At 57.1% G+C, this 23,681-nt stretch carries 23 protein-coding genes; 20 read left to right on the forward strand and 3 right to left on the reverse strand.

The features are described 5' to 3' along the window. The first annotated feature begins 7 nt into the window (after nucleotides 1-7). Nucleotides 8-712 (forward strand): ABC transporter ATP-binding protein, encoded by a 705-nt coding sequence (locus tag BLR97_RS04715; protein ID WP_089703011.1) that lies wholly within the window; start codon nucleotides 8-10, stop codon nucleotides 710-712. Here the strand turns inward: BLR97_RS04715 and BLR97_RS04720 are convergent. Beyond that, complete coding sequence (locus BLR97_RS04720; RefSeq protein WP_089703013.1) at nucleotides 709-1,260, reverse strand: DUF2062 domain-containing protein; 552 nt, start codon at nucleotides 1,258-1,260, stop codon at nucleotides 709-711. The two genes, BLR97_RS04715 and BLR97_RS04720, sit on opposite strands and share 4 nt — an antisense overlap. 96 nt (nucleotides 1,261-1,356) lie before the next feature. Here BLR97_RS04720 and BLR97_RS04725 point away from each other — a divergent pair, with 96 nt between their 5' ends. From BLR97_RS04725 to murB, 7 genes are read left to right on the forward strand one after another with little or no spacing between them, the layout of a single operon-like run. Continuing rightward, nucleotides 1,357-3,627 carry a DNA internalization-related competence protein ComEC/Rec2 gene (locus tag BLR97_RS04725; RefSeq protein WP_089703015.1) on the forward strand — a complete coding sequence of 757 codons (2,271 nt, stop codon included), beginning with the start codon at nucleotides 1,357-1,359 and terminating at the stop codon, nucleotides 3,625-3,627. Between the two features lie 58 nt (nucleotides 3,628-3,685). Then, nucleotides 3,686-5,422 carry a lipid A export permease/ATP-binding protein MsbA gene (gene msbA / locus BLR97_RS04730; protein WP_089703218.1) on the forward strand — a complete coding sequence of 579 codons (1,737 nt, stop codon included), beginning with the start codon at nucleotides 3,686-3,688 and terminating at the stop codon, nucleotides 5,420-5,422. Continuing rightward, nucleotides 5,419-6,414 carry a tetraacyldisaccharide 4'-kinase gene (gene lpxK, locus BLR97_RS04735; protein WP_089703017.1) on the forward strand — a complete coding sequence of 332 codons (996 nt, stop codon included), beginning with the start codon at nucleotides 5,419-5,421 and terminating at the stop codon, nucleotides 6,412-6,414. Before msbA ends, lpxK begins: the two co-directional genes overlap by 4 nt. Nucleotides 6,415-6,430: 16 nt before the next feature. Further along, nucleotides 6,431-6,640, forward strand: coding sequence for a Trm112 family protein (locus BLR97_RS04740; protein ID WP_089703019.1), 210 nt, complete (start codon nucleotides 6,431-6,433; stop codon nucleotides 6,638-6,640). Continuing rightward, the gene (kdsB, locus tag BLR97_RS04745; RefSeq protein WP_089703021.1) at nucleotides 6,640-7,416 is read left to right on the forward strand and encodes a 3-deoxy-manno-octulosonate cytidylyltransferase; all 777 of its coding nucleotides are present in this window, start codon (nucleotides 6,640-6,642) and stop codon (nucleotides 7,414-7,416) included. The genes BLR97_RS04740 and kdsB overlap by 1 nt, the downstream gene beginning before the upstream one ends. Before the next feature lie 3 nt (nucleotides 7,417-7,419). Further along, a complete protein-coding gene (locus BLR97_RS04750) occupies nucleotides 7,420-7,884 on the forward strand; it encodes a low molecular weight protein-tyrosine-phosphatase (protein ID WP_089703023.1) in 465 nt (154 codons plus the stop codon). Further along, the gene (gene murB, locus BLR97_RS04755; protein WP_089703025.1) at nucleotides 7,874-8,902 is read left to right on the forward strand and encodes a UDP-N-acetylmuramate dehydrogenase; all 1,029 of its coding nucleotides are present in this window, start codon (nucleotides 7,874-7,876) and stop codon (nucleotides 8,900-8,902) included. Before BLR97_RS04750 ends, murB begins: the two co-directional genes overlap by 11 nt. Nucleotides 8,903-8,974: 72 nt before the next feature. Here the strand turns inward: murB and rne are convergent, their stop codons facing one another. Then, entirely contained in the window at nucleotides 8,975-12,184 is a 3,210-nt protein-coding gene (gene rne, locus BLR97_RS04760; protein WP_089703028.1) for a ribonuclease E, read from the reverse strand. Between the two features lie 665 nt (nucleotides 12,185-12,849). Here rne and BLR97_RS04765 point away from each other — a divergent pair. Genes BLR97_RS04765 through sppA form a run of 3 tightly spaced genes read left to right on the forward strand, consistent with a single transcriptional unit; the run spans nucleotide 12,850 to nucleotide 15,593 of the window. Then, complete coding sequence (locus BLR97_RS04765; RefSeq protein WP_089703030.1) at nucleotides 12,850-13,791, forward strand: RluA family pseudouridine synthase; 942 nt, start codon at nucleotides 12,850-12,852, stop codon at nucleotides 13,789-13,791. A gap of 9 nt (nucleotides 13,792-13,800) precedes the next feature. Then, the gene (locus BLR97_RS04770) at nucleotides 13,801-14,451 is read left to right on the forward strand and encodes an HAD family hydrolase (protein ID WP_089703032.1); all 651 of its coding nucleotides are present in this window, start codon (nucleotides 13,801-13,803) and stop codon (nucleotides 14,449-14,451) included. A gap of 32 nt (nucleotides 14,452-14,483) precedes the next feature. Then, a complete protein-coding gene (gene sppA / locus BLR97_RS04775) occupies nucleotides 14,484-15,593 on the forward strand; it encodes a signal peptide peptidase SppA (RefSeq protein WP_089703034.1) in 1,110 nt (369 codons plus the stop codon). On the opposite strand, the gene BLR97_RS04780 is transcribed toward sppA, so the two are convergent. Continuing rightward, nucleotides 15,581-16,195 (reverse strand): Maf family protein, encoded by a 615-nt coding sequence (locus BLR97_RS04780; protein ID WP_089703036.1) that lies wholly within the window; start codon nucleotides 16,193-16,195, stop codon nucleotides 15,581-15,583. The genes sppA and BLR97_RS04780 overlap by 13 nt on opposite strands. 146 nt (nucleotides 16,196-16,341) lie before the next feature. Between BLR97_RS04780 and BLR97_RS04785 the strand changes: the two genes are divergently transcribed. The 9 genes from BLR97_RS04785 to mltG all read left to right on the forward strand — a co-directional run bounded on the left by BLR97_RS04785 (nucleotide 16,342) and on the right by mltG (nucleotide 23,665). Further along, nucleotides 16,342-16,872, forward strand: a complete 531-nt coding sequence (locus BLR97_RS04785; protein ID WP_089703038.1) for a YceD family protein — start codon at nucleotides 16,342-16,344, stop codon at nucleotides 16,870-16,872. Nucleotides 16,873-16,906: 34 nt separating this feature from the next. After that, nucleotides 16,907-17,077: a 50S ribosomal protein L32 gene (rpmF, locus tag BLR97_RS04790; RefSeq protein WP_089703040.1), complete on the forward strand. Its 171-nt coding sequence runs from the start codon at nucleotides 16,907-16,909 to the stop codon at nucleotides 17,075-17,077. Nucleotides 17,078-17,119: 42 nt separating this feature from the next. Next, on the forward strand, nucleotides 17,120-18,139 hold the full coding sequence (gene plsX / locus BLR97_RS04795; protein ID WP_089703041.1) for a phosphate acyltransferase PlsX: 1,020 nt from the start codon (nucleotides 17,120-17,122) through the stop codon (nucleotides 18,137-18,139). A 131-nt stretch (nucleotides 18,140-18,270) separates the two neighbouring features. After that, entirely contained in the window at nucleotides 18,271-19,230 is a 960-nt protein-coding gene (gene fabD / locus BLR97_RS04800) for an ACP S-malonyltransferase (protein ID WP_089703044.1), read from the forward strand. Between the two features lie 55 nt (nucleotides 19,231-19,285). After that, the gene (gene fabG / locus BLR97_RS04805; RefSeq protein ID WP_089703046.1) at nucleotides 19,286-20,029 is read left to right on the forward strand and encodes a 3-oxoacyl-ACP reductase FabG; all 744 of its coding nucleotides are present in this window, start codon (nucleotides 19,286-19,288) and stop codon (nucleotides 20,027-20,029) included. Nucleotides 20,030-20,153: 124 nt separating this feature from the next. After that, complete coding sequence (gene acpP, locus BLR97_RS04810) at nucleotides 20,154-20,387, forward strand: acyl carrier protein (protein WP_008956801.1); 234 nt, start codon at nucleotides 20,154-20,156, stop codon at nucleotides 20,385-20,387. Nucleotides 20,388-20,584: 197 nt separating this feature from the next. Beyond that, complete coding sequence (gene fabF / locus BLR97_RS04815) at nucleotides 20,585-21,823, forward strand: beta-ketoacyl-ACP synthase II (protein WP_089703048.1); 1,239 nt, start codon at nucleotides 20,585-20,587, stop codon at nucleotides 21,821-21,823. A 6-nt stretch (nucleotides 21,824-21,829) separates the two neighbouring features. Further along, entirely contained in the window at nucleotides 21,830-22,633 is an 804-nt protein-coding gene (gene pabC / locus BLR97_RS04820; RefSeq protein ID WP_089703050.1) for an aminodeoxychorismate lyase, read from the forward strand. A 21-nt stretch (nucleotides 22,634-22,654) separates the two neighbouring features. Next, on the forward strand, nucleotides 22,655-23,665 hold the full coding sequence (gene mltG, locus BLR97_RS04825) for an endolytic transglycosylase MltG (RefSeq protein ID WP_089703052.1): 1,011 nt from the start codon (nucleotides 22,655-22,657) through the stop codon (nucleotides 23,663-23,665). The last annotated feature ends 16 nt before the right edge of the window (nucleotides 23,666-23,681 follow it).

The raw sequence follows: 23,681 nt of genomic DNA on the forward strand, positions 1-23,681 counted from the left end.
TGCAACCATGTCTGAGACGACATCGACCCAAGCGCCTGTGATGCTCCAATGCCAATCGTTGACCCGCACTTACAACGAAGGGCCGCAGGATCTCACCGTACTCGATTCGCTAGATCTCGAAGTGCGCGCAGGGGAACGCGTCGCCATTGTGGGCAGTTCAGGGTCGGGTAAGACCACGCTGCTTAATTTGTTAGGCGGCTTGGATCGGCCCACTGATGGCCGGGTGGTGATCGCAGACCAACCGCTGTCGGGATTGAAAGAAGCGGCACTGGGGCAGTTTCGCAACCGCTACATTGGCTTTGTTTATCAATTCCATCATCTGCTGGCGGAGTTCACCGCGGTGGAAAACGCCGCGCTGCCGTTGATTATTCGCGGCCAAGCTAAAAAGGCCGCCGAGCAGCGTGCCATGCAGATTTTAGAGCGCGTGGGAATGGCGTCACGAGCCGATCATAAGCCAGGTGAATTATCCGGTGGGGAGCGTCAGCGGGTCGCGATAGCTCGGGCCTTGGTCACCGATCCTAGCCTGGTGTTGATGGATGAACCGACCGGTAATCTTGATCAAACCACCGCCGCGACCATCTTGGCGCTAATGGATGAGCTTGCTCAAGAAAGCGCTTGTGCATTTGTCATCGTGACCCACGATGTCGGCCTCGCCGCCCATCAGGATCGTGTGATGAAACTCGATGCAGGTAAGCTTGTGGCGCAGCCTTAATCGTCAAATTCGGCTTCAATGCGTGCGCGCCGCCGCCGACGTTTGTGGCGGCGGCGTTTCCAGTGATGAGAAACATGCCAGCGCCAGATCAGACGGACTGCTACGTTCGCTGTGACCGCCAGGACGAGCGCTGAGACCAATGAGCCGAGCACCAAGGCGGGCATAATGTCGTGCATCTGCTCCGCTATCCAGCTTGTCGAGATGCGCGAAGGCGCCTCGCGAAGCGGGGTTCCCAAAAAAAAGGTGCCCAACCGATAATTGCCGTAGAAGACTAGCGGCATCGTTAATGGGTTGGTGATCCACACAAGCCCGGCAGCTAGGGCAAGATTGCAGCGGCAAAAGCGTGCACCGAGGGCGGCCACGACCATTTGGAAAGGAATCGGCAGCATGGCGCAAAACAAACCAACGCTAAACGCGTTGGCGACGTTGCGTCGGGTCAATTGCCACAATCTCGGGTCGGCGATCAGCGGCGCCATAAAGCGAAGCGACCGTTGACGCTTGAGCGTATCGGGCTTGGGCATGTAGCGCTGCAGAAATCGGCGAGGCATGTTAGAGACTCTTGCCCATGAATGGCATCCATTATCCATAAGGGACAGGGTTTAGGCTACGGCAAGGTAACAAAGGGGCGTGCCAGGGAGGGGCGTATGCGCGTTGGGCTGGCCATGCCAGTAGCGTTGGCTTTGATGGTGGGGGCTGGGGGCGGTAGCTGGCTCGGGCCAAGCAGCAACACGATGCCGTTGACTAGCATACTCGGCGTGTTGCTGCTGTGCCTGGCGGCAGTCAAGCTGCGCTATTGCCTTTGGCTTGCGATCGTCTGTTGGGGCTTGGTGGCTATTCAGTACCAGTGGGCAGCCCAACTGCCGGCGGGGCTCTCAGGGGAAGATGTGCTGGTTGAGGCCCGCGTGGTTGAGTCTCAGCGTGTAACGTCTGGCGTGCGCCTGTTATTAGCGGTAGAGCGCTGTGTTTCGCCCGACCAGCGGCCGAGCTGCCAGCAAATTGAGCGGGTTCGGGTGAGTGCTTATGGCCTGGATCAAAACCTGCCTCAGCCGGGCGAGCGCTGGCAAATGACGCTGCGATTGCGTCCGCCCAATGGGTTTCAGAATCCCGGGACATTCGATTTCGCCCACTGGCTGTGGCGCGAGGGAATTCATGCCACAGGTTATGTGCGCCAAGACCCGGCCCCGCAGCGGCTAACCCCATCGCCGTTTTCGCTACGTCAGCAGGCATTATCAACCCTTGAGACTCAACCCTTAGCACCACGCACACAGCGTTGGCTGTCAGCGCTGACGCTTGGCTTGGGTGACCAGCTTACCCAGGATGACTGGGAGCTGCTGAATGCCAGTGGCACGACTCACTTGGTGGTGATATCCGGTTTGCACGTCGGCTTGGTGGTGTCCTTTGCTTTGTTATTGGCCCGCCAAGCGGCGCGATGGTTAACCCCTGGTAATTGGCGCTTGCGTGCCTGGCCATGGTGGTTTTCAGGCGCGGCGGCGGTGGGCTATGCCTTGTTAGCCGGTATGGCACCGCCAGCGATGCGCGCCATGATCATGGGTCTTGTGGGGCTTTGGGTGTTAAGCGGTCGTCATGCACCAGGGCCATGGCAAGGTTGGTGGCTGGCATTAGCGGCGGTGCTCATGATCGACCCTGTGGCCCTATGGCGACCAGGGTTGTGGTTGTCGTTTATAGCGGTGGCCTGGCTGATTGTCATTTGGCAGGGGCGCGCCCGCCCCCAGGGCCTGCGCGGATGGGGGTGGGCGTTAGTCCGTTCGCAATTGTTGTTGGCCCCATTAATGGCTGCCGCGGTGCTGGTCGCGTTTGGCCGTGTCGCGCCTGCTGCACCATTGATTAACCTTGTCGCGGTTCCCTGGATGAGTCTGCTGATGGTGCCGCTGGCGCTGCTGGGTTGGTTGCTCGCACCTTTGCCTTATGCGTCGACGGCGATTTGGTGGCTGTTTGAGCAGGGCTTGAATGCCTTCTATATCGCACTGGAATATGCGGTGGTGCACTGGCCGCTATGGGAGCCACCTCGCGCTTTGCATCTGCCGTGGGCGTTGGGACTGTTCGTCACCGCGTTATGTTGGGGATTGCCCGGCACAGCAAGGTGGTTGAAGCGCGGCGCACTGATCTTGGTTATTCTGGTGCCTCTGTGGCCCATGTCTCAGCGGCTCTCTCATGAGGCATTACGTATTACCGTCTACGATGTGGGCCAGGGGCAACTGATTAAGCTTCGCAGCGCGCATTATCGACTCCTGGTGGATACCGGCCCCCGCTATCGCTCGGGGTTTATGCCCTTGGAGACCCTCTGGCCGCCAGGGCAGCACTTCGATCAGGTGATTGTTAGCCATGCGGATACCGATCATGCCGGTGGTGTGAGGGCGCTGCAGGATCAGCACTTGGTTGATGAGTGGCGCGCGCCGGCTGCCGAGTCGTTGCCGGTGAAGAGTTTGCCCTGCGTGCGCGGCACTGAATGGCAGCGCGATGGCGTCACCTATCGTTTTTGGTGGCCTAATGCGGACCACATTGATGCCTCGGCGAATGATCGATCCTGCGTGCTGGACATTGAAGTGGGTCAGCAGCGGGTGCTGATTACCGGCGATGTAGGCAGTCAAGTCGAGCGACGGCTGGTGGGTGATCTGGACGCCCCGGTCACCGCCTTAGTGGCAGGCCACCACGGCAGCGCCTCGAGTTCAGGGCTGCAGTTTGTGCGCGCGGCAGATCCGCAACATGTTATTTTTAGCGCGGGGCGAGACAATCCGTTTGGCCATCCTAACGATGCGGTCGTACGGCGTTTTCGCCAGCAGGGTAGCTGTTTATGGAATACCGCTCACGACGGGGCCATTCAACTGCGGCTTTCAACCGATGCGCCAATTGAGATAAACACGCTGCGAGGAGATGCGCCGCGACAGCGGTGTTGATGACTGGCGCCATAAGGTAGAATTCCTCTCCCACTGCACGCTACTGCTAGGAGCTCGTGTGACTGATTCCGGCTGGGTCCTCTATAAACGTTTATTAGCTTATGTAAAGCCGCATTGGCGTGCCTTTAGCCTAGCGCTGTTAGGGTTTGTCATTTATGCCGCCTCAAGTACGGCACTGGCAGAAATGATGAAACGCTTAATCGATGGCATCCAAAACCCCGATGCCTCATTTCGGCTATTTTTGCCGCTGTTTGTGATTATTATGTTTACCGCCCGAGGGGGAGGGACCTTCCTGAGCACCTATTTTATGGCCTACGTGGGGCGTTATGTAATCCATACCCTACGCTGCGACGTCTTTGACCATATGCTCCATTTACCCGGTGCTTTCTTTGATCACCACTCCAGCGGGCACCTGGTATCGCGGGTTACCTACCACGTTGAGCAGGTGGCTGGCGCGGCAACCAAAGCGGTGACCATTTTGCTTCGCGAAGGCTTGTTCGTGATTGGCCTGCTAAGTTACTTGCTTTGGACGAACTGGCTACTGACGTTGCTCTTCTTAGGTGTAACACCGATTATCGCCGGCGTGGTGAGCTACGTGAGCAAGCGCTTTAGACGGCTTTCCAAGCGCATTCAGCATTCGATGGGCGACGTTACCCACGTTGCCTCCGAAGCACTATCGGGACATCGGGTCGTCCGCACCCACGGGGCTGAGGCGTATGAACGGCAGCGCTTCGAGCGTGTTAGCGAAGAAAATCGCCGCCAAAGCATGAAAGAAGCCATGACGCGTGCCATTAGTTCACCGGTGATTTTGATTTTGGTGGCCATCTCGATGGCCATGCTTGTTTGGCTTGCGATGGCCCCGGCGTTAATGGCCAGTATGACGCCGGGTGAGTTTGTAGCCTTTATTACCGCTGCTGCGCTAATGATCAAACCGGTTCGCCAGTTGACGGAAATTAATAGTGAAATTCAAAAAGGGATCGCGGCAGCGTCGGAGCTGTTTGGCCTGTTGGATATTGCCCCGGAGCAGGATAACGGCGAGTACCGTGCCGATCGGCTGGCGGGCGAGGTCAAGCTTGAGAATGTGAGTTTCCGGTATGCCAATGATCAGCCCAACGTTTTGCACGACATCAATCTGGACGTAGCCGTTGGCGAGATGGTGGCCATCGTAGGCCGTTCGGGCAGCGGCAAGTCGACCCTGGTGAGTTTGCTGCCGCGCTTTTACCAACCTAGTGACGGGCAAATATATATCGATGGAAAGCCGTTGAGCGAATACGCGCTGCGCCCACTGCGCCAGCAAATTGCGCTGGTTTCCCAGCAGGTCACGCTGTTCAATGCCTCGGTTGCCGATAATATTGCCTACGGGGTGAATAATCCTGACCTCGACGCTGTTAAAGCGGCGGCAAAGGCGGCCTACGCCGATGAATTTATTGATCAATTGCCTAACGGTTATGCCACGATCGTGGGTGAAAACGGTGTCATGCTGTCAGGTGGTCAACGACAACGGTTGGCGATTGCCCGGGCCATTTTCAAAGACGCCCCTTTGTTAATTTTGGACGAGGCAACATCGGCGCTGGATACCGAATCGGAGCGTTATATCCAGAAAGCACTGGAAGATGTTTGCCAGGGGCGCACGACGCTGGTCATCGCCCACCGACTGTCGACGATTGAACGCGCCGATCGGATTATCGTGATGGATCAAGGGCGCATTATTGAGCAGGGCAGCCATCGCACCCTGCTGGCGGCAGACGGTGCTTACGCTGCGCTTCATCAGCTTCAGTTTCAGGAGCCTCAGTGAGCGTCACCAACCGTTGGCTTGCCGGGGCTTACGGCGGTAGCCGGTGGCTATGGCCGCTGCGTCCGCTGGGTTGGCTCTACGAATGGTTTATGCAGCGTCGGTCGACCCAGTTTCAAACGGGTAAACGACGCGCCTGGCGCGCGCCGGTTCCGGTGATCGTGGTAGGCAATATTACCCTTGGCGGCACGGGGAAATCGCCGCTGGTGGCATGGCTTGGCCATTGGCTGGCTGCGCAGGGCTGGTCGCCCGGTATTGTGACCCGCGGCTATGGCGGCCATGCCGCAGGCTATCCATTGCCAGTGACAAACACCACGACGGTGGCTGAGAGTGGCGATGAACCGTTGATGCTGGCGCAGCAGACGGGACTTCCGGTGATGGTCGACCCTCAGCGTGCCCGAGGTGCACGCGCGCTTGTGGAGGCGGGTTGCGACATCATTATTAGCGATGATGGCTTGCAGCACCTTGCTTTGGCGCGAGATATTGAACTGGTGGTGATTGATGGGGCGCGAGGCTTAGGCAATGGCCGCTGTTTGCCGGCGGGGCCTTTGCGTGAACCACCTAGCCGGTTACGGCACGTCGATGCCGTTATCGTCAACGGCGAGCAGGCCCAGACACTTTCCGTCGATACGGTCGCCATGCGCCTGGTGCCTCAGCAGTGGCGGCGTTTGCGCGATGGCAAGCGGTTCCCTCTCGCACCGTTGCCGTTTAGCGGGCCAGTGAATGGCCTGGCCGCCATCGGCAACCCACAGCGTTTTTTTGCCACGTTGGCGTCTTTGGGAGTGGAAGGGCAGTGGCACCCGCTGGCGGATCACCAGCCGTTGACGGAGAGCTTATTAGCGCCCTGGCGTGGGCGTCCGCTGGTGATGACCGCCAAAGACGCGGTGAAATGCCAGGCGTTCGCTCCGCCTGATAGTTGGGCCCTCGATGTGGAAGCCTCGCTTCCACCTGATTTTGAGCACTGGCTGGCAGGCAAACTGTCGGCGCTTACCTGAGGTAGGAGAAACTCTCATGGATAAGGAATTGCTGGCAATGTTGGTTTGCCCGCTGTGTCAAGCCAAACTGAAATACGATCGGGAGGCCCAGGAGTTACACTGTCTTTATGATGGTCTGGCCTACCCGATTGAGGAGGGGATTCCGGTTATGTTGCCCGAATCCGCCCGCCCGCTTGACGTTGATGAAAAACTGCCTCCTTCACCAGGCCGGACAGGAGAGGCGTAATGGCCTTGGCGTTTACTGTGGTCATTCCCGCTCGCTATGGGTCAAGTCGCTTGCCCGGCAAGCCACTGCTGGATATTGCCGGCGAGCCGATGATTGCCCATGTTTGGCGGCGTGCCTGCCAAAGCCACGCCAGCCGCGTGGTGATAGCTACCGACGACACGCGTATCCAGGCCGCCATGCAGCTCTATGGGGCCGAAGTGGTGATGACACGCCAGGATCATGTTTCCGGCACCGATCGTTTGGCGGAAGTGGTCGACCAGTTGTCATTGGATGAAGCGGCACTGGTGGTCAATGTGCAGGGAGATGAGCCCTTGATTCCTCCCGCCCTGATCAATCAAGTCGCCGAACGCTTGGCCGAGGATAGCGAAGCCTCAATCGCCACGCTGGCGGAACCGATTACCGACGTTGATTCGTTGTTTAATCCCAATGTCGTCAAAGTAGTGCGTTCAAACAACGGGCGCGCGCTGTATTTTTCACGGGCGCCGATCCCCTGGGATCGTGATCACTTTGCTAGCCCCCCCGCGTTGCTTGCGACCGATGCATGGCTGCGCCATATCGGTCTTTACGCCTACCGGGTGGGTTTTTTGCATGCTTACAGCGACTGGCCTGCTTCAAGTTTGGAGCAGCTCGAGCAGCTTGAGCAGCTCCGTGCACTGCAACATGGTCATGCCATTCAGGTCGCCTTGGCCTGCGACGTTAATCCCGCTGGAATCGATACGCCCGAGGATCTTGACCGCGTACGCGCGTTGTTATCCCCCGTGCCGCAGAAGGAGTAAGCCGTGAAAGTGTTGTTTGTTTGCCTGGGGAATATCTGCCGCTCGCCCACCGCAGAAGGCGTGTTTCGTCGTGCGTTGGCGCAAGCTGGCTGGGAAGACCGTGTGGTCGTTGATTCTTGTGGGGTAGGGCCTTGGCATGTCGGTAGTGCACCCGATCCACGGGCTCAGGCGGCGGCTAAACAGCGTGGTATCGATATCAGCGGCTTGAAGGCTCGCCAGCTCAACGCCGAGGATTTCTTTGAGTTTGACTATGTGCTGGGGATGGATCGCGACAACTTACGCACCATGCAGGCCATGAAACCCGAGCAGTCCAATGCGCATGTCGGGTTGTTTCTAGACTTTGCCGAGACGGCTGACAGTGAAGTGCCGGATCCTTATTACGGCGGCGACGAAGGCTTTGAGAATGTCCTGAGGATGCTTGAGGCGGCCGCCGATGGGTTGATGAAGCATCTCCAACATGGTCGCTGAGAGGTATGCGTTGGCTGTGCAACGGGAAGTCGATTTAAGCCATGCCAACACACTGCGGCTGCCGTGTGTCGCCGAGCGCTACGCAGCCCCGCGCACGCTTAACCAGCTGCAATCGGTGCTCGCCCAGGCCAACCGCTTAGGTTGGGCGGTTACCTTGCTGGGCGGGGGGAGCAATGTGCTGTTGCCGGCAAGGCTCAGCGGCATTGTGATCAGACCAGCGTTTGCCCAATGGTGGCTCAAGGCCGAGGGTAATCAGCTCTTCGCGCATGTTGGTGCGGGCGTTAACTGGCACCGTTTGGTGATGGAGCTGGCGGCAGCGGGGTTATGGGGCACCGAAAACCTTGCGTTGATTCCCGGTGACTGCGGTGCCGCGCCGGTGCAAAATATTGGCGCTTATGGCGTTGAGCTTGCCGATGTTATAGAGGCCGTGCAGGTGGTGGATCGCAGCTCCGGTCACGTTCGATGGCTAAACCGCGATGCCTGTCAGTTTGGCTATCGCGACAGCATCTTTAAAGGCGCGCTTGCTGAAAACGTGGTGATTTCCCAGTTGGTGCTGCGACTGTCGCGTTTGCCCATGGCCAAGCTTGGCTACGGAGACTTAGCCTCGCGCCTGCCCGAATCGCCCACCCCGTTGGCCGTGGCGAATGCCGTCTGCGCTATCCGGCGTGAAAAACTGCCGGATCCCGAGGAGCTTGCCAATGCGGGAAGTTTTTTTAAAAATCCATTCGTAACCGATCAAGTGGCCGACGAGCTGCGTCAACAATATCCCGACATGCCATGCTTTCCTCAAGGGGATGGCCGGACAAAGCTGGCAGCCGGTTGGTTAATTGACCAGTGTGGTCTGAAAGGATTTCGTCAGGGAGCGTTTGCGGTTCACCAGCGCCAGGCGTTAGTACTGGTGCACTTTGGTGGAGGGAATCGTCAAGGCTTGTTGGCGTTGGCCAGAACCGTGTCGGAGAAGGTGGCGGCGCGTTTTGGAGTCACATTAACGCCAGAGCCTCGTTTGATAACGGGCTGAGTTATTGAGGCCTAGTTGACACGCATAAAAAAAACGCCCCGCAAAAGCGGGGCGTTTGGTTTCAGCGGTCGTTTACCGCGAGTCGGCGCTAGCGTCCTGGGACTGCTGTTTACGCAATTCACGCGGATCATTATGCGCACGACGCCGGCGGCGAGTCGATTTTTCAGGCGCCTCCGCTACCGTTTCACTTTTAGCCGCTTCAGGCTGCTCGGTTGGCGTGGCCTCGGGCTGAGCAGGCGTTTCCGGCGAGGGCTCGGCGGCTGGTGCCGTGCTCTCAGAAGCGCTCTCTGGGGCCGCTGGTGATGCATTATCAGGCGTGTCGCTTGCCTTAGGCTCGCTTTCTGCCGGCGGCATTGCCGAGGTTGGCTGATCATTCTCGCTGCTTTTGGCCGGCTCAGAAGATGCTTCGACGGCGTCAGCCGGTTCAACGTCAGAGGTTTGCTCTGGCGTTGCGTCTGGCGCTGGTGTCGATGACGCGCTGTCTTCGGCTACTTCCTCTGGAGAGGCTTTCTCGTCTTGCTCTTCCGTCATCGACGTTGAAGCAGGCGCTTGTGGCGCATCGGCTGGAGCCTCAGCAGCGGGCTGTTCCGGTGCCGCGTTAGCCGGTTCTGGAGCCGACGCTTCTGGCGCTGAGCTGGCCGTTGGTGTCGGGGCTTGGGCATCAGCGTTGGCGACATCAGATGACGCGTCTGCATCGGCAGCCTGCCGTGGTGCTTTCTTGGGCTGGCGACGTTGATGCGTTGATTTGCGCGCCTTGGCATTTTCGGGGGTTGGCCGATCTGCGGTAGTAGCGGGCACATCGTTGGCGTCGTCTACGCTCGTTTCAGGTTGCGCAGCGGCTGGTTCAGCGCTCTTTTCCGCAGGGGACTCAGTGGCGGCAGACTCGGTCGACTGGGCCGTCTCCGGCTTGGCGTCAGAGGGTTTGTCCGCGGCGCTTTCGCTTGGCTGCGTGGCTTCGCTAGGCGTTTCTGCTGCCTCTGCTTGAAGTTTCAGCTGCTCGGCTTCTGCACTCGGGTTGATTGCCTGCTTACGCGTGCGCTGACGCGGATTGTTACGCGTGCGCTTTGGCTTGCCGTCATCTTGCTTGGCTGCAGGCGAGTTGTCGTCACTGGTTTTATCCGCTTCTTTTTCTTTGGCGGCGTTGGTATCGCGGTTCGACTGGCGACCTTTGGGAGGCGCGTTTTTGCCTGCCGAATCGCTGCCAGCTTCTTTAGGCCCACTCGCTGATGTCGCTTCTTTTTGGCGGTTAGGCTTATTGCTGTTGTCTGGACTGTTGTTGCCATCGTCCTGCTGGGGATGGCGGCGGCGATTACGCGTCCGGCTAGGCCCGTTACGTTTATCGTTGCTTTGCTTATCGCTGCTCTCGTCTTTAGTGGGGCGTGACGGCCCTTGCGATTCATTTTTGGCAGTACTTTCGCTTTTGGCAGTGCTTTCGCTGCGCTCACGGCTGGGCTGCGATTCCTGACGAGCGGAAGGTGAGCGCTCAGGGGCTTTGCGCGGCGCAGGTGCTTCGGCTGGCGCCTGATTCTGTTCGCTGGGAGCCGGGCGCTGCTCATCGTTGCCCAGTAATTTGGCAAACCCGCGCATGAAGCGGCCCAGCATGCTGGCATCGCCAGCGCTGCTCGTCTGCGCTGCACCTTGTGGGGCAGGGTCGTTCTGAAGCGATGCGGGCGCTGGCGCGTTGTGGGCGACGCTTTTCACCGCCGCTTCGGCCCGCAGGGCGGGCGGCACAAAGCTGGGAGCGGGTTCTTTGCCGATATCGCTTTCGGTAGACAGCTCAAAGCTCGACAGTGTTTGGCTGTCGTCTTCGTCCAGATGGTCATCACGCAGGCGTTGTACGTCGTAGTGCGGCGTATCCATTTCCGGATTGGGAAGCAGCACGACGCGTACGCCCTGGCGAGATTCTATATCGGCCAGCACGCTGCGTTTTTCGTTGAGCAGGTAGGTAGCCACGGGAACTGGAAGAATAGCGCGAATTTGTGCGCTGCGTTCCTTCATGGCCTCTTCTTCGATCAGGCGCATGATAGATAGCGACAGCGAACGGACATCGCGAATAGTCCCTTGTCCGTTACAGCGCGGGCAAACCACGCCGCTGGTTTCACCCAGTGAGGGGCGCAGGCGCTGGCGGGACATTTCCATCAGGCCAAAGCGAGAGATACGGCCAATTTGTACCCGCGCCCGGTCTAGCTTCAGCGCATCGCGCATGCGGTTTTCCACTTCGCGTTGATTGCGCGCGGGCCCCATGTCGATAAAGTCGATAACCACCAAACCGCCGATATCGCGCAGGCGTAGTTGACGGGCGATTTCGTCGGCGGCTTCGGAGTTGGTCTGTAGCGCGGTTTCTTCGATATCGCTGCCGCGCGTCGCGCGGGCTGAGTTAATGTCGATCGAGACCAGCGCTTCGGTATGGTCGATAACAATCGAACCACCCGATGGCAGTTTAACCTCGCGCTGGTAGGCCGTTTCGATTTGTGACTCGATCTGAAAGCGCGAGAACAGTGGCACTTCGTCCGCGTAAAGCTTGATCTTCTGCTGATAAGACGGCATCACTTGACGAATAAAGGCGAGCGCCTCGGCGTGAATTTCCGGGCTGTCGATGAGCACTTCGCCGATGTCCTGGCGCAAGTAGTCGCGCATCGCGCGGATGATCACGTTGGATTCGCGATAAATAAGGAACGGGGCGGCGCGCTTGCCAGCTTCAGTCGTGATCGACTCCCACACTTGAACAAGGTAGTCCAGATCCCACTGCAGTTCTTCGGGGCTTCTGCCGATGCCGGCGGTGCGCACGATCAGGCCCATTTTGTCGGGGACAGTGAGCTGACCCATGGCGTCTTTCAGTTGGCTGCGCTCATCCCCTTCAATGCGACGTGAAATGCCGCCGGCCCGGGGATTGTTGGGCATCAGCACCAAGAAGCGTCCCGCTAGGCTAATAAAGGTGGTTAACGCAGCGCCTTTGTTGCCGCGCTCTTCTTTATCTACCTGGACAATGACTTCCTGGCCTTCTTTGAGCACCTCTTTAATGCTGGGGCGGCCGGAAACATCTTTAACAAAATATTCCCGCGAGATTTCTTTTAACGGTAGAAAACCGTGGCGCTCGGCACCGAAATCGACAAAGGCGGCTTCCAGTGAAGGTTCGACACGGGTAATTTTGCCGCGATAAATATTGGCTTTCTTTTGCTCCCGAGCACCGGACTCGATGTCCAGGTCGTACAACCGTTGTCCATCAACTAAAGCGACACGCAGCTCTTCAGGCTGGGTCGCATTGATCAGCATTCTTTTCATAATGTCTCGCATAGCGATGCGTGCCGACGAACCACCTGGGGCGTGGTGTGGCGAACCGCTGGGTGCTGCGTGCTTGTGCTCGGCGCATAGCGATGCTGACGCGTTTTACCAGGAAGGCGTGATCGCCGACCCGGCCAATTGGGCGTTGAGTACGTGGCGGAGGCAGGACATATTTCGGTGGCTGTCACGTCCATCCGGCCCTGCTGACACCGCCAACACCTGGCATTCATCGATTCACCAACACCGACCATCGGCACGGTGTTGAACTTTGTCGTCTTAAGTGAGCAACACGTTGTGACGTTTCAGCGTTGCGGCCTAAGACGTGGCGTATTAAGCGATTGCCCACCGTTGAGGGTTGGGCATGATCTTATCTGCCGACTTCAAAAAACGGGCGGCAGAGTTACTGCATTTTATTACGGCGAGGGTAGCTAATGCGTACACTAAACCACGCCTCATGCTTTGGCCTGCGTGTTAGTCGGGCAGGCGCTGGCCGATGAGAAGATTGATACCTTATTACATAATGACAACGCGGTGGTATCAATGATCCGCATCAGCCGGTAAGCGACTTGGAATATAACAGTAAAGCCCACTACCAGCAATTGACGCATTGGGGTTGGGTCTGCGGTAGAATGGTGTTTTAAGCCTATCATCAGGAGTGCGCGGCAATGGCCGAAGGGCGTGAAGTACAGTGGGTGGACATTGCCCCAGAGCAATCAGGCCAACGAATCGACAATTTTTTGATGACTCGCCTTAAAGGTGCACCCCGCGCTTTGATTTACCGGATAGTACGTAAGGGTGAGGTGCGGGTGAATAAAAAGCGCATCAAAGTGGATTACCGCCTTCAAGCCGGGGATCTGGTGCGTATTCCGCCATTGCGTTTGGCGCCGCGCGACGCCGTTAAAGAAGTCAGCGACAATTTGCGGGATCTGTTGATAGGCAGTGTCATTATGGAAGGGCCGGATTGGATGGTGCTCAATAAGCCCTCCGGGCTGGCCGTGCACGGCGGCAGTGGCGTCAAAATTGGCCTAATTGAGGCGCTGCGCCAGGTGCGCGACGATCTGACTTTCTTAGAGTTGGTGCATCGCCTAGATCGTGATACCTCGGGCTGCCTACTGCTGGCTAAATCGCGCACGGCGCTTGTGACGTTAAACGAAGCGCTCAAAAAGCACGGAATGGATAAGCGCTATTTAGCGCTGGTTGCGGGGCGCTGGCCGGCGCGCAAAACCTATGAGAGCGCTCGCTTGGATCGTTTTGACGCGGGCAACGGCGAGCGGCGAGTTAGAGTGGATGCCAACGGCAAGGTCTCGCGCACCCATTTTGCTGTCGTGGAAACGTTTGAAAAAGCGACGCTGATCGAAGCCGAGCCGGTAACCGGGCGCACCCACCAGATTCGCGTTCATGCGACGCATGCCGGTTATGCGTTGCTGGGTGATGACAAGTATGCCAGCCGTGAGAGTGGCATGCTGACCAAGCAGTTGGGGCTTGGCAGGCTGTTTTTGCATGCCCGGTCGTTGACTTTTCCCGAGCCTTCAAATGGTCGTCCGGTAACGGTCAAGGCGCCGTTGCCTGAGGCGCTGGAAGACGTGCTTACTCGTCTGCGTCGATAAGGAATCCTCATGCGCTATGAGCTGATTATCTTTGATTGGGACGGCACTTTGATGGATTCGGTGCCGCGGATTGTCTCGTGTATGCAGGCAGCGGCCATTGAGGCGGAATGGGGCGAGCTTACTCGAGCGGAGGTTGAAAACATTATTGGCTTGGGCTTGCCAGAGGCGATTGAAACCCTTTGCCCAGGGATATTGCCCGTCCAAGCGGAACGTCTGCGCGAGCGCTACGCATACCATTTTGTCCATGTCGACACCACGCCAATGCGCTTTTTCGCCGGTGTTGAAGACCATATCGCCCGTTTGCGCGTTCACCAAACGCAGCGGTTAGCAGTGGCGACGGGTAAAAGTCGCCGGGGACTCGACCGCATTTTTAGCGAGACGGGTAGCGTCGATTGGTTTAACGCCAGCCGAACCGCCGATGAAACACGTTCGAAGCCTCACCCTCAAATGCTGATGGAATTGCTTGATGAGTTAGCGGTGCCCGTTGAACGAGCGGTCATGGTGGGTGACACCGAATACGATATGGAAATGGCCCGGGCGTTGGAGATGCCGCGTGTTGGTGTTAGTTACGGCGTTCATTCTCCTGAGCGTTTAGCCGCTAGTGATCCGCAAAAAATTGTGCATAGCGTCGATGAATTGTTTGCGTGGCTACAAAGCTGAGTTGCCATCGTGTTAAGAGGAAGACATAAGTTATGAAAGATGAGGATGCGCGAAGCGATCAGGCAGGAGATGGATCGTCTGGGACGACACAGCGAAGCGCTGAGGATCGCTGGACGCAAGGGCCCGAAATACCTCCTCAGTCAGGCAGCCAGCAAGCGGGGCAACCTGATGACGATGCCGACACGCTGCGTGAGCGCCAGCGATTAGCCCAGCTTGAGATGATGGATCATTGGATTGGCGGTGTGTTGGCGGAGCAGCGTCGCTCGCGGCGTTGGAAGCTGTTTTTCCGCTTGTTGATGCTAAGCCTGTTGGCTCTGGCGCTGGGGCTGGGTATTTATCAGTTTTATATGCCCTCGTCGGCGACCCCCACGACCCAGCCGCATCTGGGCAGGGTGGAGGTCAATGGCGTGATTGCCGAGGACGCGCCCGCCAACGCCGAGCGTATTATTGAGGGGCTGCGCAACGCCTGGGACGCCGAGGCGGCCACGGCCGTGGTGCTCCACATTAATAGCCCAGGTGGCAGTCCGGTGCAATCGCAGCGAATTTATTCCGAAATTATGCGGCTGCGCGAGTCAGGCGATAAACCCATCGTGGCTGTTGTGGAAGATATCGGTGCTAGTGGCGCTTATTACATCGCTGCGGCCGCAGATGAAATAGTCGCCTCGCCGGTTAGTCTGGTGGGCTCGATTGGGGTGATTTATTCCGGCTTCGGGCTGCAAGAGGCAATCGACCGACTTGGCGTGGAGCGGCGTGTGCTAACAGCAGGTGATAATAAGGCGTTTCTGGATCCTTTTCAGCCGCTTGATGACGACGCTGAAACGTTTTGGCAGGGCGTCTTAAACAGTACTCACCAGCAGTTTGTTAGTGACGTGAAAGCCGGGCGCGGTGACCGCCTTAGCGATGACGATTCGCTGTTTACCGGCTTGATATGGAGTGGCGAGCAAGCTCAGGCGTTAGGGCTGGTCGACCAGCTTGGTAGTATTGATGATGTGGCGCGGCACTACGTTGACGGCGCTCATTGGCAGGATTATACGCCGAGCCTTGATCCGTTTGATCGTTTAGCTCGACGTTTCACTCGAACCGCCGTCCAGTTGATGGGCGTGGATACCTCGCCATCACCGCTGAGTTTTCAGTCCCCTTGATTGACGGCTGCGCCAAGCGGGTCGAGGCCCGCCTGGCGCAGCATCTCGCAGAGCGCGATTAGCGGTAAGCCGATGAGCGCGTTGGGGTCGCGGCCCTCCAGTCGTTCGAAGAGGCTAATGCCCAGCCCTTCCATGCGAAAGCTCCCCGCGCTATCAAGTGGCTGTTCTTTGTTAACGTAAACGCTGATCTCTTCGCGGCTTAGCGGCCTGAACACAACCTCGAAAGGCTCAACGTGAACACGGTGGGAGTTCTGGCGCGTATCCAGCAATGCTAATCCCGTGAGAAACGTGACCCGCTGGCCGGAAAATCGGTTTAGATTTTGTTCCGCGCGCTCGATGGTATGCGGCTTGCCCAGTATGTCACCCTCGAAGACAGCAACCTGGTCAGAGCCGATGATGCAGTGGTGAGTGAAGCGTTCGGCGACGGCGGCTGCTTTACTTAATGCCAACCGGTGGACCAATTGATGCGGCGTTTCACCGGCCAATGGGGTTTCGTCAATGTCGGGCGAGCAGCACTGATAGGGCAATTGTAGGCGGTCGAGTAGCTGGCGACGTGAGCGTGAGCTTGAGGCAAGTACGAGCGCAGATGTTGCGTTTGGCATGCGGTTTTCCTTAATCGTGCTATTGGCCAAGTGGTAGCGTTTGCGCCTAGTGTACCCAAACCTAGTACCTATCCCAGCGCACGACCGCAAAGAATTGTGTTCTGGGCTTTGACACCAGCATGGCGAGTGCCTATCATTGCGCGCCTATGTCGACCTCACAAATCCCCAGCCGGGTTGAGCCTTACAAGCTTGCAGCCCGCCGCGAAAAACTCGAAGGCCTGGTGGCGCTAGATAAGCTGCCACGCCTCGCCGAAGAAACCGGCCACCAATCGGGCGACTGCCAAGTCGTGCTTGAATTCGGTGTCGATACCCAAGGGCGGCGTGAAATTCGTGGCCACTTGCAAGCAACGTTGGCGCTTCCCTGCCGCCGTTGTCTGGAGCCGCTCAGTCAAGACGTCACAAGTGACTTTCTGTTAGGAATGGTCGCTGATGAATCCTTGGCCTCGGAGCTGCCTGCTAGCCACGAGCCCGTGCTGGTGGAAAATGAACAACTGGACTTGCTGACGGTCGTTGAGGACGAGCTGATTCTCAGTCTGCCTCAAGTGGTCTATCACGACGAATCAGAGTGCCATGTTTCGGCAGAGCAACTGGTCAGCAAGACAGAAGAAGGCGGGACAGAAGAAACAGCGCCTGCCAATCCTTTCGCGGTGCTTAGCACGCTGAAAGGCAAGAAGTAAGCACCCATAATCCGACAGACCCTGGAGTACCCCCATGGCAGTTCAAAAGAATCGTAAAACTCGTTCTAAGCGCGGTATGCGTCGTAGCCATGATGCGCTGAGCGCCGCCACTTTGTCGCAAGACAAAGAAACCGGCACCACGCACCTGCGCCACCATGTTTCCCCGGATGGCTTCTACCGCGGTCGTAAGGTTGTTGACGCATAAAGCGTCATTACCTATCGATACGGCTAAACGAATGGGTGCTTTGTGCGCCTAGCAATTGATGTGATGGGGGGCGATGAAGGCCCCCGCGCGCTAATTGAAGGGGCTGCCAGGGCCGTTACCGACTTCCCTGGCTTGGAACTTATTCTGTTTGGTCCGCGTCAGCAGATCGAAGCTGAACGTTTACGTTTGCCGCGGCCTTTGGCTGCGGCAACGTCGCGTTTAGCGATCCATGATGTTTCGCAAAGTGTTACCACCGACGCGACAGCCGGCTGGGTATTGCGTCATGGGCAATCGACGAGTATGGCGCAGATGCTGCGCTGTGTGGCCCTAGGTAATGCCCAGGCGGGAGTGAGTGTCGGCAATACGGCTGCTCTGGTTGCTTTAGCGCGGCGCGAGTTGGGCATGCTGTCGGGAATGTCACGGCCGGCCATCAGTACCGCTATTCCGGCTCGCTTTGGTCGGCGCTGTTATTTGCTGGATCTGGGGGCCAACGTTGACTCCCCGGCAAGTCGGCTTGTCGAATTTGCGATGATGGGGGCCGCCATGGCCCAGCAGGTGGATGGTATCCAGCAGCCGCGCGTAGCTCTCCTAAATGTTGGCGCAGAGTCCACCAAAGGCAGTGCCAGTGTGCGGGAGGCCGATAGTCTATTGCGTGCAGCGTCTAGCCTTCCATTTGCCTATCACGGCTATGCCGAAGGCGGCGATATTTTTCAGGGGAACCTGGATGTCATCGTGTGTGACGGCTTTGCGGGTAACGCTGTATTAAAGGCTAGTGAAGGCCTTTCCGGCATGTTGGTCGAGCGCGTTCAGCTAGCGTTTGCGTCGCGCCTGAGAGGGCGCTTGGCGAGTTGGATCGCCAAGCCTGTTTTAAAGCACTTAAAACAAGAGTTAGATCCAGTGCGCTACAACGGTGCCAGTTTGTTAGGTCTGCAGGGTATTGTGGTTAAAAGCCACGGTGGAACCCATGCAGATGGTTTTTATTTCGCTATTCGCCGCGCCATGCGGGAGGTTGAACATAACCTGCCTGAGCGGCTCGCCGAGCGTTACTCTATATATGGGTAGCGCTCAATTTACGGTGCAATAATGATGTTATTGTTCCGCACGTTAGCGGGTTATGCCTAGCCGCAAGATATGCCCATAACCACGTCTATCGCTCAACTGAGCAAAAGCCTACAAGAGCAAAGGTGAACGACATGTATCAACCCCTTGCCCTCATTTTTCCCGGGCAGGGCTCTCAGCAGCTTGGAATGTTGCTTGAGCTTGCCGAACGTTACAGCGTCGTGGGAACGACCTTTGAGGAAGCGTCGGATGCGTTACGCTACGATTTATGGAAAGTCGTTCAAGAAGGTCCAGAAGCCTCTTTAAACGCTACCGAATGCACTCAGCCCGCGTTGCTAACCGCCAGCATAGCGATCTGGCGTGTATGGCAAGAGCTAGAGGGGCCACGCCCGACTGTTATGGCGGGGCACAGCTTGGGTGAATACAGTGCCATGGTGTGTGCGGGTGTGCTTAGCTTTGCCGAGGGCGTTAAGTTAGTTCGCCTGCGCGGCGAAGCAATGCAGCAAGCAGTTCCCGCTGGTGAAGGCGGTATGGCAGCGATTTTAGGGTTGGACGGTGCCGAAGTAGAGGCCGCTTGTGCTAGAGCCGCGCAGGGCGAGGTGGTGTCAGCCGTTAACTACAATGCGCCGGGGCAAGTCGTCATTGCCGGTGGTAAGGCAGCTGTTGAACGCGCCATTGTCGCTTGTCAGGAAGCGGGTGCTAAGCGCGCCATGCCGTTGCCGGTTTCCGTGCCTTCCCATTGTGCCCTTATGCGCCCAGCGGCAGATCACCTGGCGAGTGCAATGCAGGATATTGAGTTGCGTCCTCCGCGTTATACCGTCATCCAAAACGTTGATGCCCAAGCGCATGCCGATGTCGAAACGTTGCGTACACGGTTGATTGAACAGCTTTACCAGCCGGTCCGCTGGACCTCTTGTGTTGAAGCGATGGCGGCCCAAGGCGCTAATGTGTTTATTGAGTGTGGGCCAGGCAAAGTCCTCACTGGTTTGAACAAGCGCATCGTACGTGGCAGTAAAAGCTTGGCAGTCAACGATCCCGATAGCCTCGACGCGGCGCTTGAGTTAGCCCGCGAAGCGTTGGCTGATAACGCATGATAAGTGGTGAGTTTCCGCTATCCTTGCTTGTTAACATAGCGAAAGGCAGAACCTTATGACCGAAGAACGTAGAGTTGCCCTGGTCACCGGGGCCAGCCGTGGCATTGGCCGAGCGGTTGCATACGAGCTAAGCCGCCAGGGGCGAATCGTCGTCGGCACGGCAACCTCCGAGACGGGTGCTGAAAAAATCGATGCTGATTTTGCGGCTCAAGGCATTGAAGGGGCAGGCTTGTGCCTTGATGTTACGGATCAGTCGAGCATTGATAGTGTGTTAAAAACCATCGCTGAGCGGTTTGCAGCACCGACCATCTTGGTCAACAATGCGGGCATCACGCGTGACAATTTGTTGATGCGTATGAAAGAAGACGAGTGGGATTCGGTGATGGATACCAATCTAAAGTCTGTTTATCGGGTCAGTAAGGCGTGTCTGCGAGGGATGACCAAGGCGCGATTTGGGCGTATTGTGTCGATCAGTTCGGTAGTGGCGACCATGGGCAACTTAGGCCAAACTAACTATGCGGCGGCCAAGGCTGGCATGGAAGGCTTTAGCCGAGCACTGGCCCGCGAAGTGGCGTCGAGGGCTATTACGGTCAATTCGGTAGCACCTGGTTTTATTGCCACCGACATGACCGAAGCACTACCTGAAGCGCAGCACGAGATGCTGCTAAAACAAATTCCGTTGTCGCGGTTAGGCTCACCGGAAGAAATAGCCGCTGCCGTTGGTTTTTTAGCCAGTGATGCGGCAGGATATATCACCGGTGAGACGCTACACGTTAATGGCGGCATGAATATGCGTTGATGGCCTTTCGTTTGGCGGTTGCGTCAACTTAAGGGCGTCTATAAACTACCCCGCAGCTTTTGGCTTGCGGTTCCCAAATAGCTGGTAATCCAATACGGCTAATGTGAATGACTGGAGTACGTTGATGAGTACTATTGAAGAGCGCGTAAAGAAAGTAGTAGCTGAGCGTCTGAACGTTAAAGAAGAAGATATCCAGAACAGCTCTTCCTTTACCGAAGATCTGGGTGCTGACTCGCTTGACACAGTTGAGCTCGTCATGGCGCTGGAAGAAGAATTCGACACTGAGATTCCGGACGAAGAAGCCGAGAAAATCACCACGGTTCAAGAAGCCATCGACTACGTTAACGCCCATCAGTAAGGGCTCGTTGATGTACTGAGCTTGGGTAGGTGGCTTGATATCTACCCGCTTTAAAAAGCCGTCCTTCCATGGGACGGCTTTTTTGCTTTGCGGTCACACTGAATATAACGTTCAATCTCCGTTATACTAGCGGCAACATTGGCTGCAGCTAATGACCCATCAGGGTTGAGTCACCATGGATGCCTGGAGGAAAGTTAATGGCGCGAAAAAGGGTAGTGGTAACTGGGTTAGGCCTGGTGACCCCAGTTGGAAATACGGTTCAAGAGTCGTGGACCAATATAGTAGCGGGGAAAAGCGGTATCGCACTCATCGATAATTTCGATACCGACGGCTTTAATACGCGTTTTGGTGGATCGGTGAAAGATTTCGATATCAGCCCCTACCTGAACCCCAAAGATGCCCGCAAGATGGATATGTTTATTCAGTACGGTATGGCTGCGGGCAGCCAGGCGGTTCAGGATGCTGGGCTTGAGTGTACCGAGCAAAATGCGGATCGTATCGGTGTGGCTATCGGCTCTGGCATTGGTGGTATATCAATGATTGAGCATAACCACAATGCGCTAAATAAAGGCGGCGCGCGCAAGGTATCGCCGTTCTTTGTGCCGGGGTCGATCATCAATATGATCTCGGGCAATATGGCGATCCAGCACGGCTTTAAAGGGCCAAATATTGCCATCACCACGGCGTGTACGACAGGTACCCATAATATTGGCTACAGCGCACGTACGATCGCGTACGGTGATGCTGATGTCATGGTATGTGGCGGCGCTGAAATGGCCACCACCCCCCTTGGTTTAGCTGGTTTCTCCGCTGCCCGCGCGCTCTCAACGCGCAATGATGCGCCTGAAGAGGCCAGCCGACCTTGGGATCGTGACCGGGATGGTTTTGTACTGTCTGACGGTGCCGGTGTGCTGGTGCTTGAAGAGTACGAACATGCCAAGGCGCGCGGCGCGACGATTTATGCTGAACTGGCAGGCTTTGGTATGAGCGATGATGCTTACCATATGACCGCTCCGCCAGAAGACGGTAGCGGTGCCGCGCTGTCGATGAGCAACGCCATTAAAGACGCCCAGCTTGATGCTTCCCAGGTGGATTACATCAATGCCCACGGTACCTCAACGGCTGCTGGCGACTTGGCAGAAAGTCGAGCCGTGGAAAAAGTCATGGGGCAAGCAGCAAAGCGAGTGGCGGTAAGCTCTACGAAGTCGATGATTGGGCATCTATTGGGAGCCGCGGGGGCCGTGGAAGCCGTGTTCAGCGTTCTCGCCATTCGCGACCAGGTTGCACCGCCGACGATTAACCTGGATAACCCCCAGGAAGGCTGCCACCTCGATTACGTGCCGCACACCGCCCGTGATATGCGCATTGATGTCACGGTGTCCAACTCGTTTGGTTTTGGCGGCACAAACGGTTCTCTGCTATTCAAAAAGGTCTAACCGATCATGAGTCAGCCCTGGGTGCCGTTCGATGACCGTGGGCTGGCCTATGGCGACGGCGTGTTTGAGACAGTGCTGCTGCACGAAGGCCGGCCTTTGCTTTGGCGACAGCATGTAGAACGCCTTCAGGCCGGTTGTCAGCGGTTGGGAATCGAGCCCCCTACAGAGGATGAGTTGTCGGCAACATGGCAAGCGACGCCCTCCGTCGCTTGGGAGGTGCTCAAAATCATCGTCACACGAGGTAGCGGTGGCCGCGGCTATGCACTCCCGCACACCGCCGTGCCGCGTTTGATCAGCCAGCGTGTGGCGTTTCAGCCAGATCCAACGGCCTGGGCATCAGGCGTCAGCGTACGTATTTGTCAGTTGCGCTTAGCTCGACAACCCTGCTTAGCCGGTATTAAACACCTAAACCGCCTCGAAAACGTACTGGCTCGTCAGGAATGGACGTCGCCGACTATCCGTGAAGGGCTATTGTCCGATAGCCACGGATGGATTATCGAAGCCACCAGTATGAATTTATTCTGGGAGCAGGATGGGTGCATTATGACGCCGGTATTGGATCAGTGCGGCGTCGCCGGTACGCTGCGCGCCGCGTTGATTGACGCGCAACAGGTGACGCCAGGCCAGTTGGCGCTTGATGATATCGCCTCGGTTGATCGGTTGTGGCTGGCCAACTCTGTCCAGGGCGTGTGGCCGGTGACTGATTTATGGACCCCTCAAGGCACATGCCTTCGTCGCTGGGAATCGGCTGATCAGGACCCTTTGCAAAGGGTGGCTCACCCGTTGTTGGGTTACCCGGCAACGCCTTAACGTATTGGATATTGAGGTCTTATAGTGAAACGCATTTGGGCGGCCCTGGCCGTGGTGGTGGTACTCGGCGTGGCGTGTATCGCTGGAGGTTATGTCTATTGGCAAGAGCGGCTCAAAGCCCCATTGACGATTAATGAACCCGTGCTTTATCAAGTGCCTTCGGGCGCTGGCTTCAGCCAAGTGGTCAGTGAACTGGAAAACCAGGGCGTGCTTGATGGTGCCTGGGCCTTCCAGCTGCTGGGTAAGCTCGATCCGCAAGCCCTCCCGGATCTGCGAACCGGTGAGTATCAGCTGCAGCCTGGTATGACTGGGAGGGATTTGATGGCGTTGTTCGATAGTCGCGACGTGGTTACTTACCCTCTGACCATACCCGAAGGGTGGACGTTTGAGCAGATGCGCGAGTTGCTGGCGGCCGCCCCAAAGCTTGAACAACGCACCGCTGATATGAGCGATGACGAGGTGATGACATTGCTCGATCGTGAGGGGACGCATCCAGAAGGATGGTTCTTTCCTGATACCTATCGCTATCATCTTGGCATGAGCGATGTGGATATCTTGCGTCAATCGTTACACCGCATGGAGGGGATGCTTGAAGAGGTGTGGGCTGAGCGGGAAGACGACCTGACCATAGATTCCCCTTACGAGGCATTGATCATGGCGTCGTTAATCGAGCGTGAAACAGGAGCGCCCGAAGAGCGACGCGAAATCGCCGGTGTGTTCAAGCGGCGGATGGAGCAAGGCATGCGGCTGCAAACCGACCCCACGGTTATTTATGGTATGGGGGAGCGCTATGAGGGGCAGATTACGCATGCCGATTTACGCGAGGCCACGCCTTACAACACCTATGTGATTGATGGGTTGCCACCTACGCCGATTGCCATGCCGGGCCGCGCTGCGCTGGAAGCTGCGGTGAACCCTTTACCCGGCGATACGCTGTATTTTGTGGCACGGGGCGACGGTACACATAAGTTTTCTCGCACGCTGCGTGAGCACAATAATGCCGTCAATCGATATATCCGTAATCGTGACTAAAAACGTTACTAAGACC

This window comes from Vreelandella arcis, assembly GCF_900103865.1.
GTDB lineage: Bacteria > Pseudomonadota > Gammaproteobacteria > Pseudomonadales > Halomonadaceae > Vreelandella > Vreelandella arcis.

Coding starts and splice junctions, on each gene's coding strand:
- BLR97_RS04720 (WP_089703013.1), bottom strand. CDS start 1,260: ATGCCTCGCCGATTTCTGCAGCGCTACATGCCCAAGCCCGATACGCTC.
- rne (WP_089703028.1), bottom strand. CDS start 12,184: ATGAAAAGAATGCTGATCAATGCGACCCAGCCTGAAGAGCTGCGTGTC.
- kdsB (WP_089703021.1), top strand. CDS start 6,640: ATGGCCTTGGCGTTTACTGTGGTCATTCCCGCTCGCTATGGGTCAAGT.
- BLR97_RS04715 (WP_089703011.1), top strand. CDS start 8: ATGTCTGAGACGACATCGACCCAAGCGCCTGTGATGCTCCAATGCCAA.
- fabG (WP_089703046.1), top strand. CDS start 19,286: ATGACCGAAGAACGTAGAGTTGCCCTGGTCACCGGGGCCAGCCGTGGC.
- BLR97_RS04770 (WP_089703032.1), top strand. CDS start 13,801: ATGCGCTATGAGCTGATTATCTTTGATTGGGACGGCACTTTGATGGAT.
- rpmF (WP_089703040.1), top strand. CDS start 16,907: ATGGCAGTTCAAAAGAATCGTAAAACTCGTTCTAAGCGCGGTATGCGT.
- acpP (WP_008956801.1), top strand. CDS start 20,154: ATGAGTACTATTGAAGAGCGCGTAAAGAAAGTAGTAGCTGAGCGTCTG.
- BLR97_RS04765 (WP_089703030.1), top strand. CDS start 12,850: ATGGCCGAAGGGCGTGAAGTACAGTGGGTGGACATTGCCCCAGAGCAA.
- BLR97_RS04785 (WP_089703038.1), top strand. CDS start 16,342: ATGTCGACCTCACAAATCCCCAGCCGGGTTGAGCCTTACAAGCTTGCA.
- BLR97_RS04780 (WP_089703036.1), bottom strand. CDS start 16,195: ATGCCAAACGCAACATCTGCGCTCGTACTTGCCTCAAGCTCACGCTCA.
- pabC (WP_089703050.1), top strand. CDS start 21,830: ATGAGTCAGCCCTGGGTGCCGTTCGATGACCGTGGGCTGGCCTATGGC.
- sppA (WP_089703034.1), top strand. CDS start 14,484: ATGAAAGATGAGGATGCGCGAAGCGATCAGGCAGGAGATGGATCGTCT.
- murB (WP_089703025.1), top strand. CDS start 7,874: ATGGTCGCTGAGAGGTATGCGTTGGCTGTGCAACGGGAAGTCGATTTA.
- fabF (WP_089703048.1), top strand. CDS start 20,585: ATGGCGCGAAAAAGGGTAGTGGTAACTGGGTTAGGCCTGGTGACCCCA.
- BLR97_RS04740 (WP_089703019.1), top strand. CDS start 6,431: ATGGATAAGGAATTGCTGGCAATGTTGGTTTGCCCGCTGTGTCAAGCC.
- fabD (WP_089703044.1), top strand. CDS start 18,271: ATGTATCAACCCCTTGCCCTCATTTTTCCCGGGCAGGGCTCTCAGCAG.
- BLR97_RS04725 (WP_089703015.1), top strand. CDS start 1,357: ATGCGCGTTGGGCTGGCCATGCCAGTAGCGTTGGCTTTGATGGTGGGG.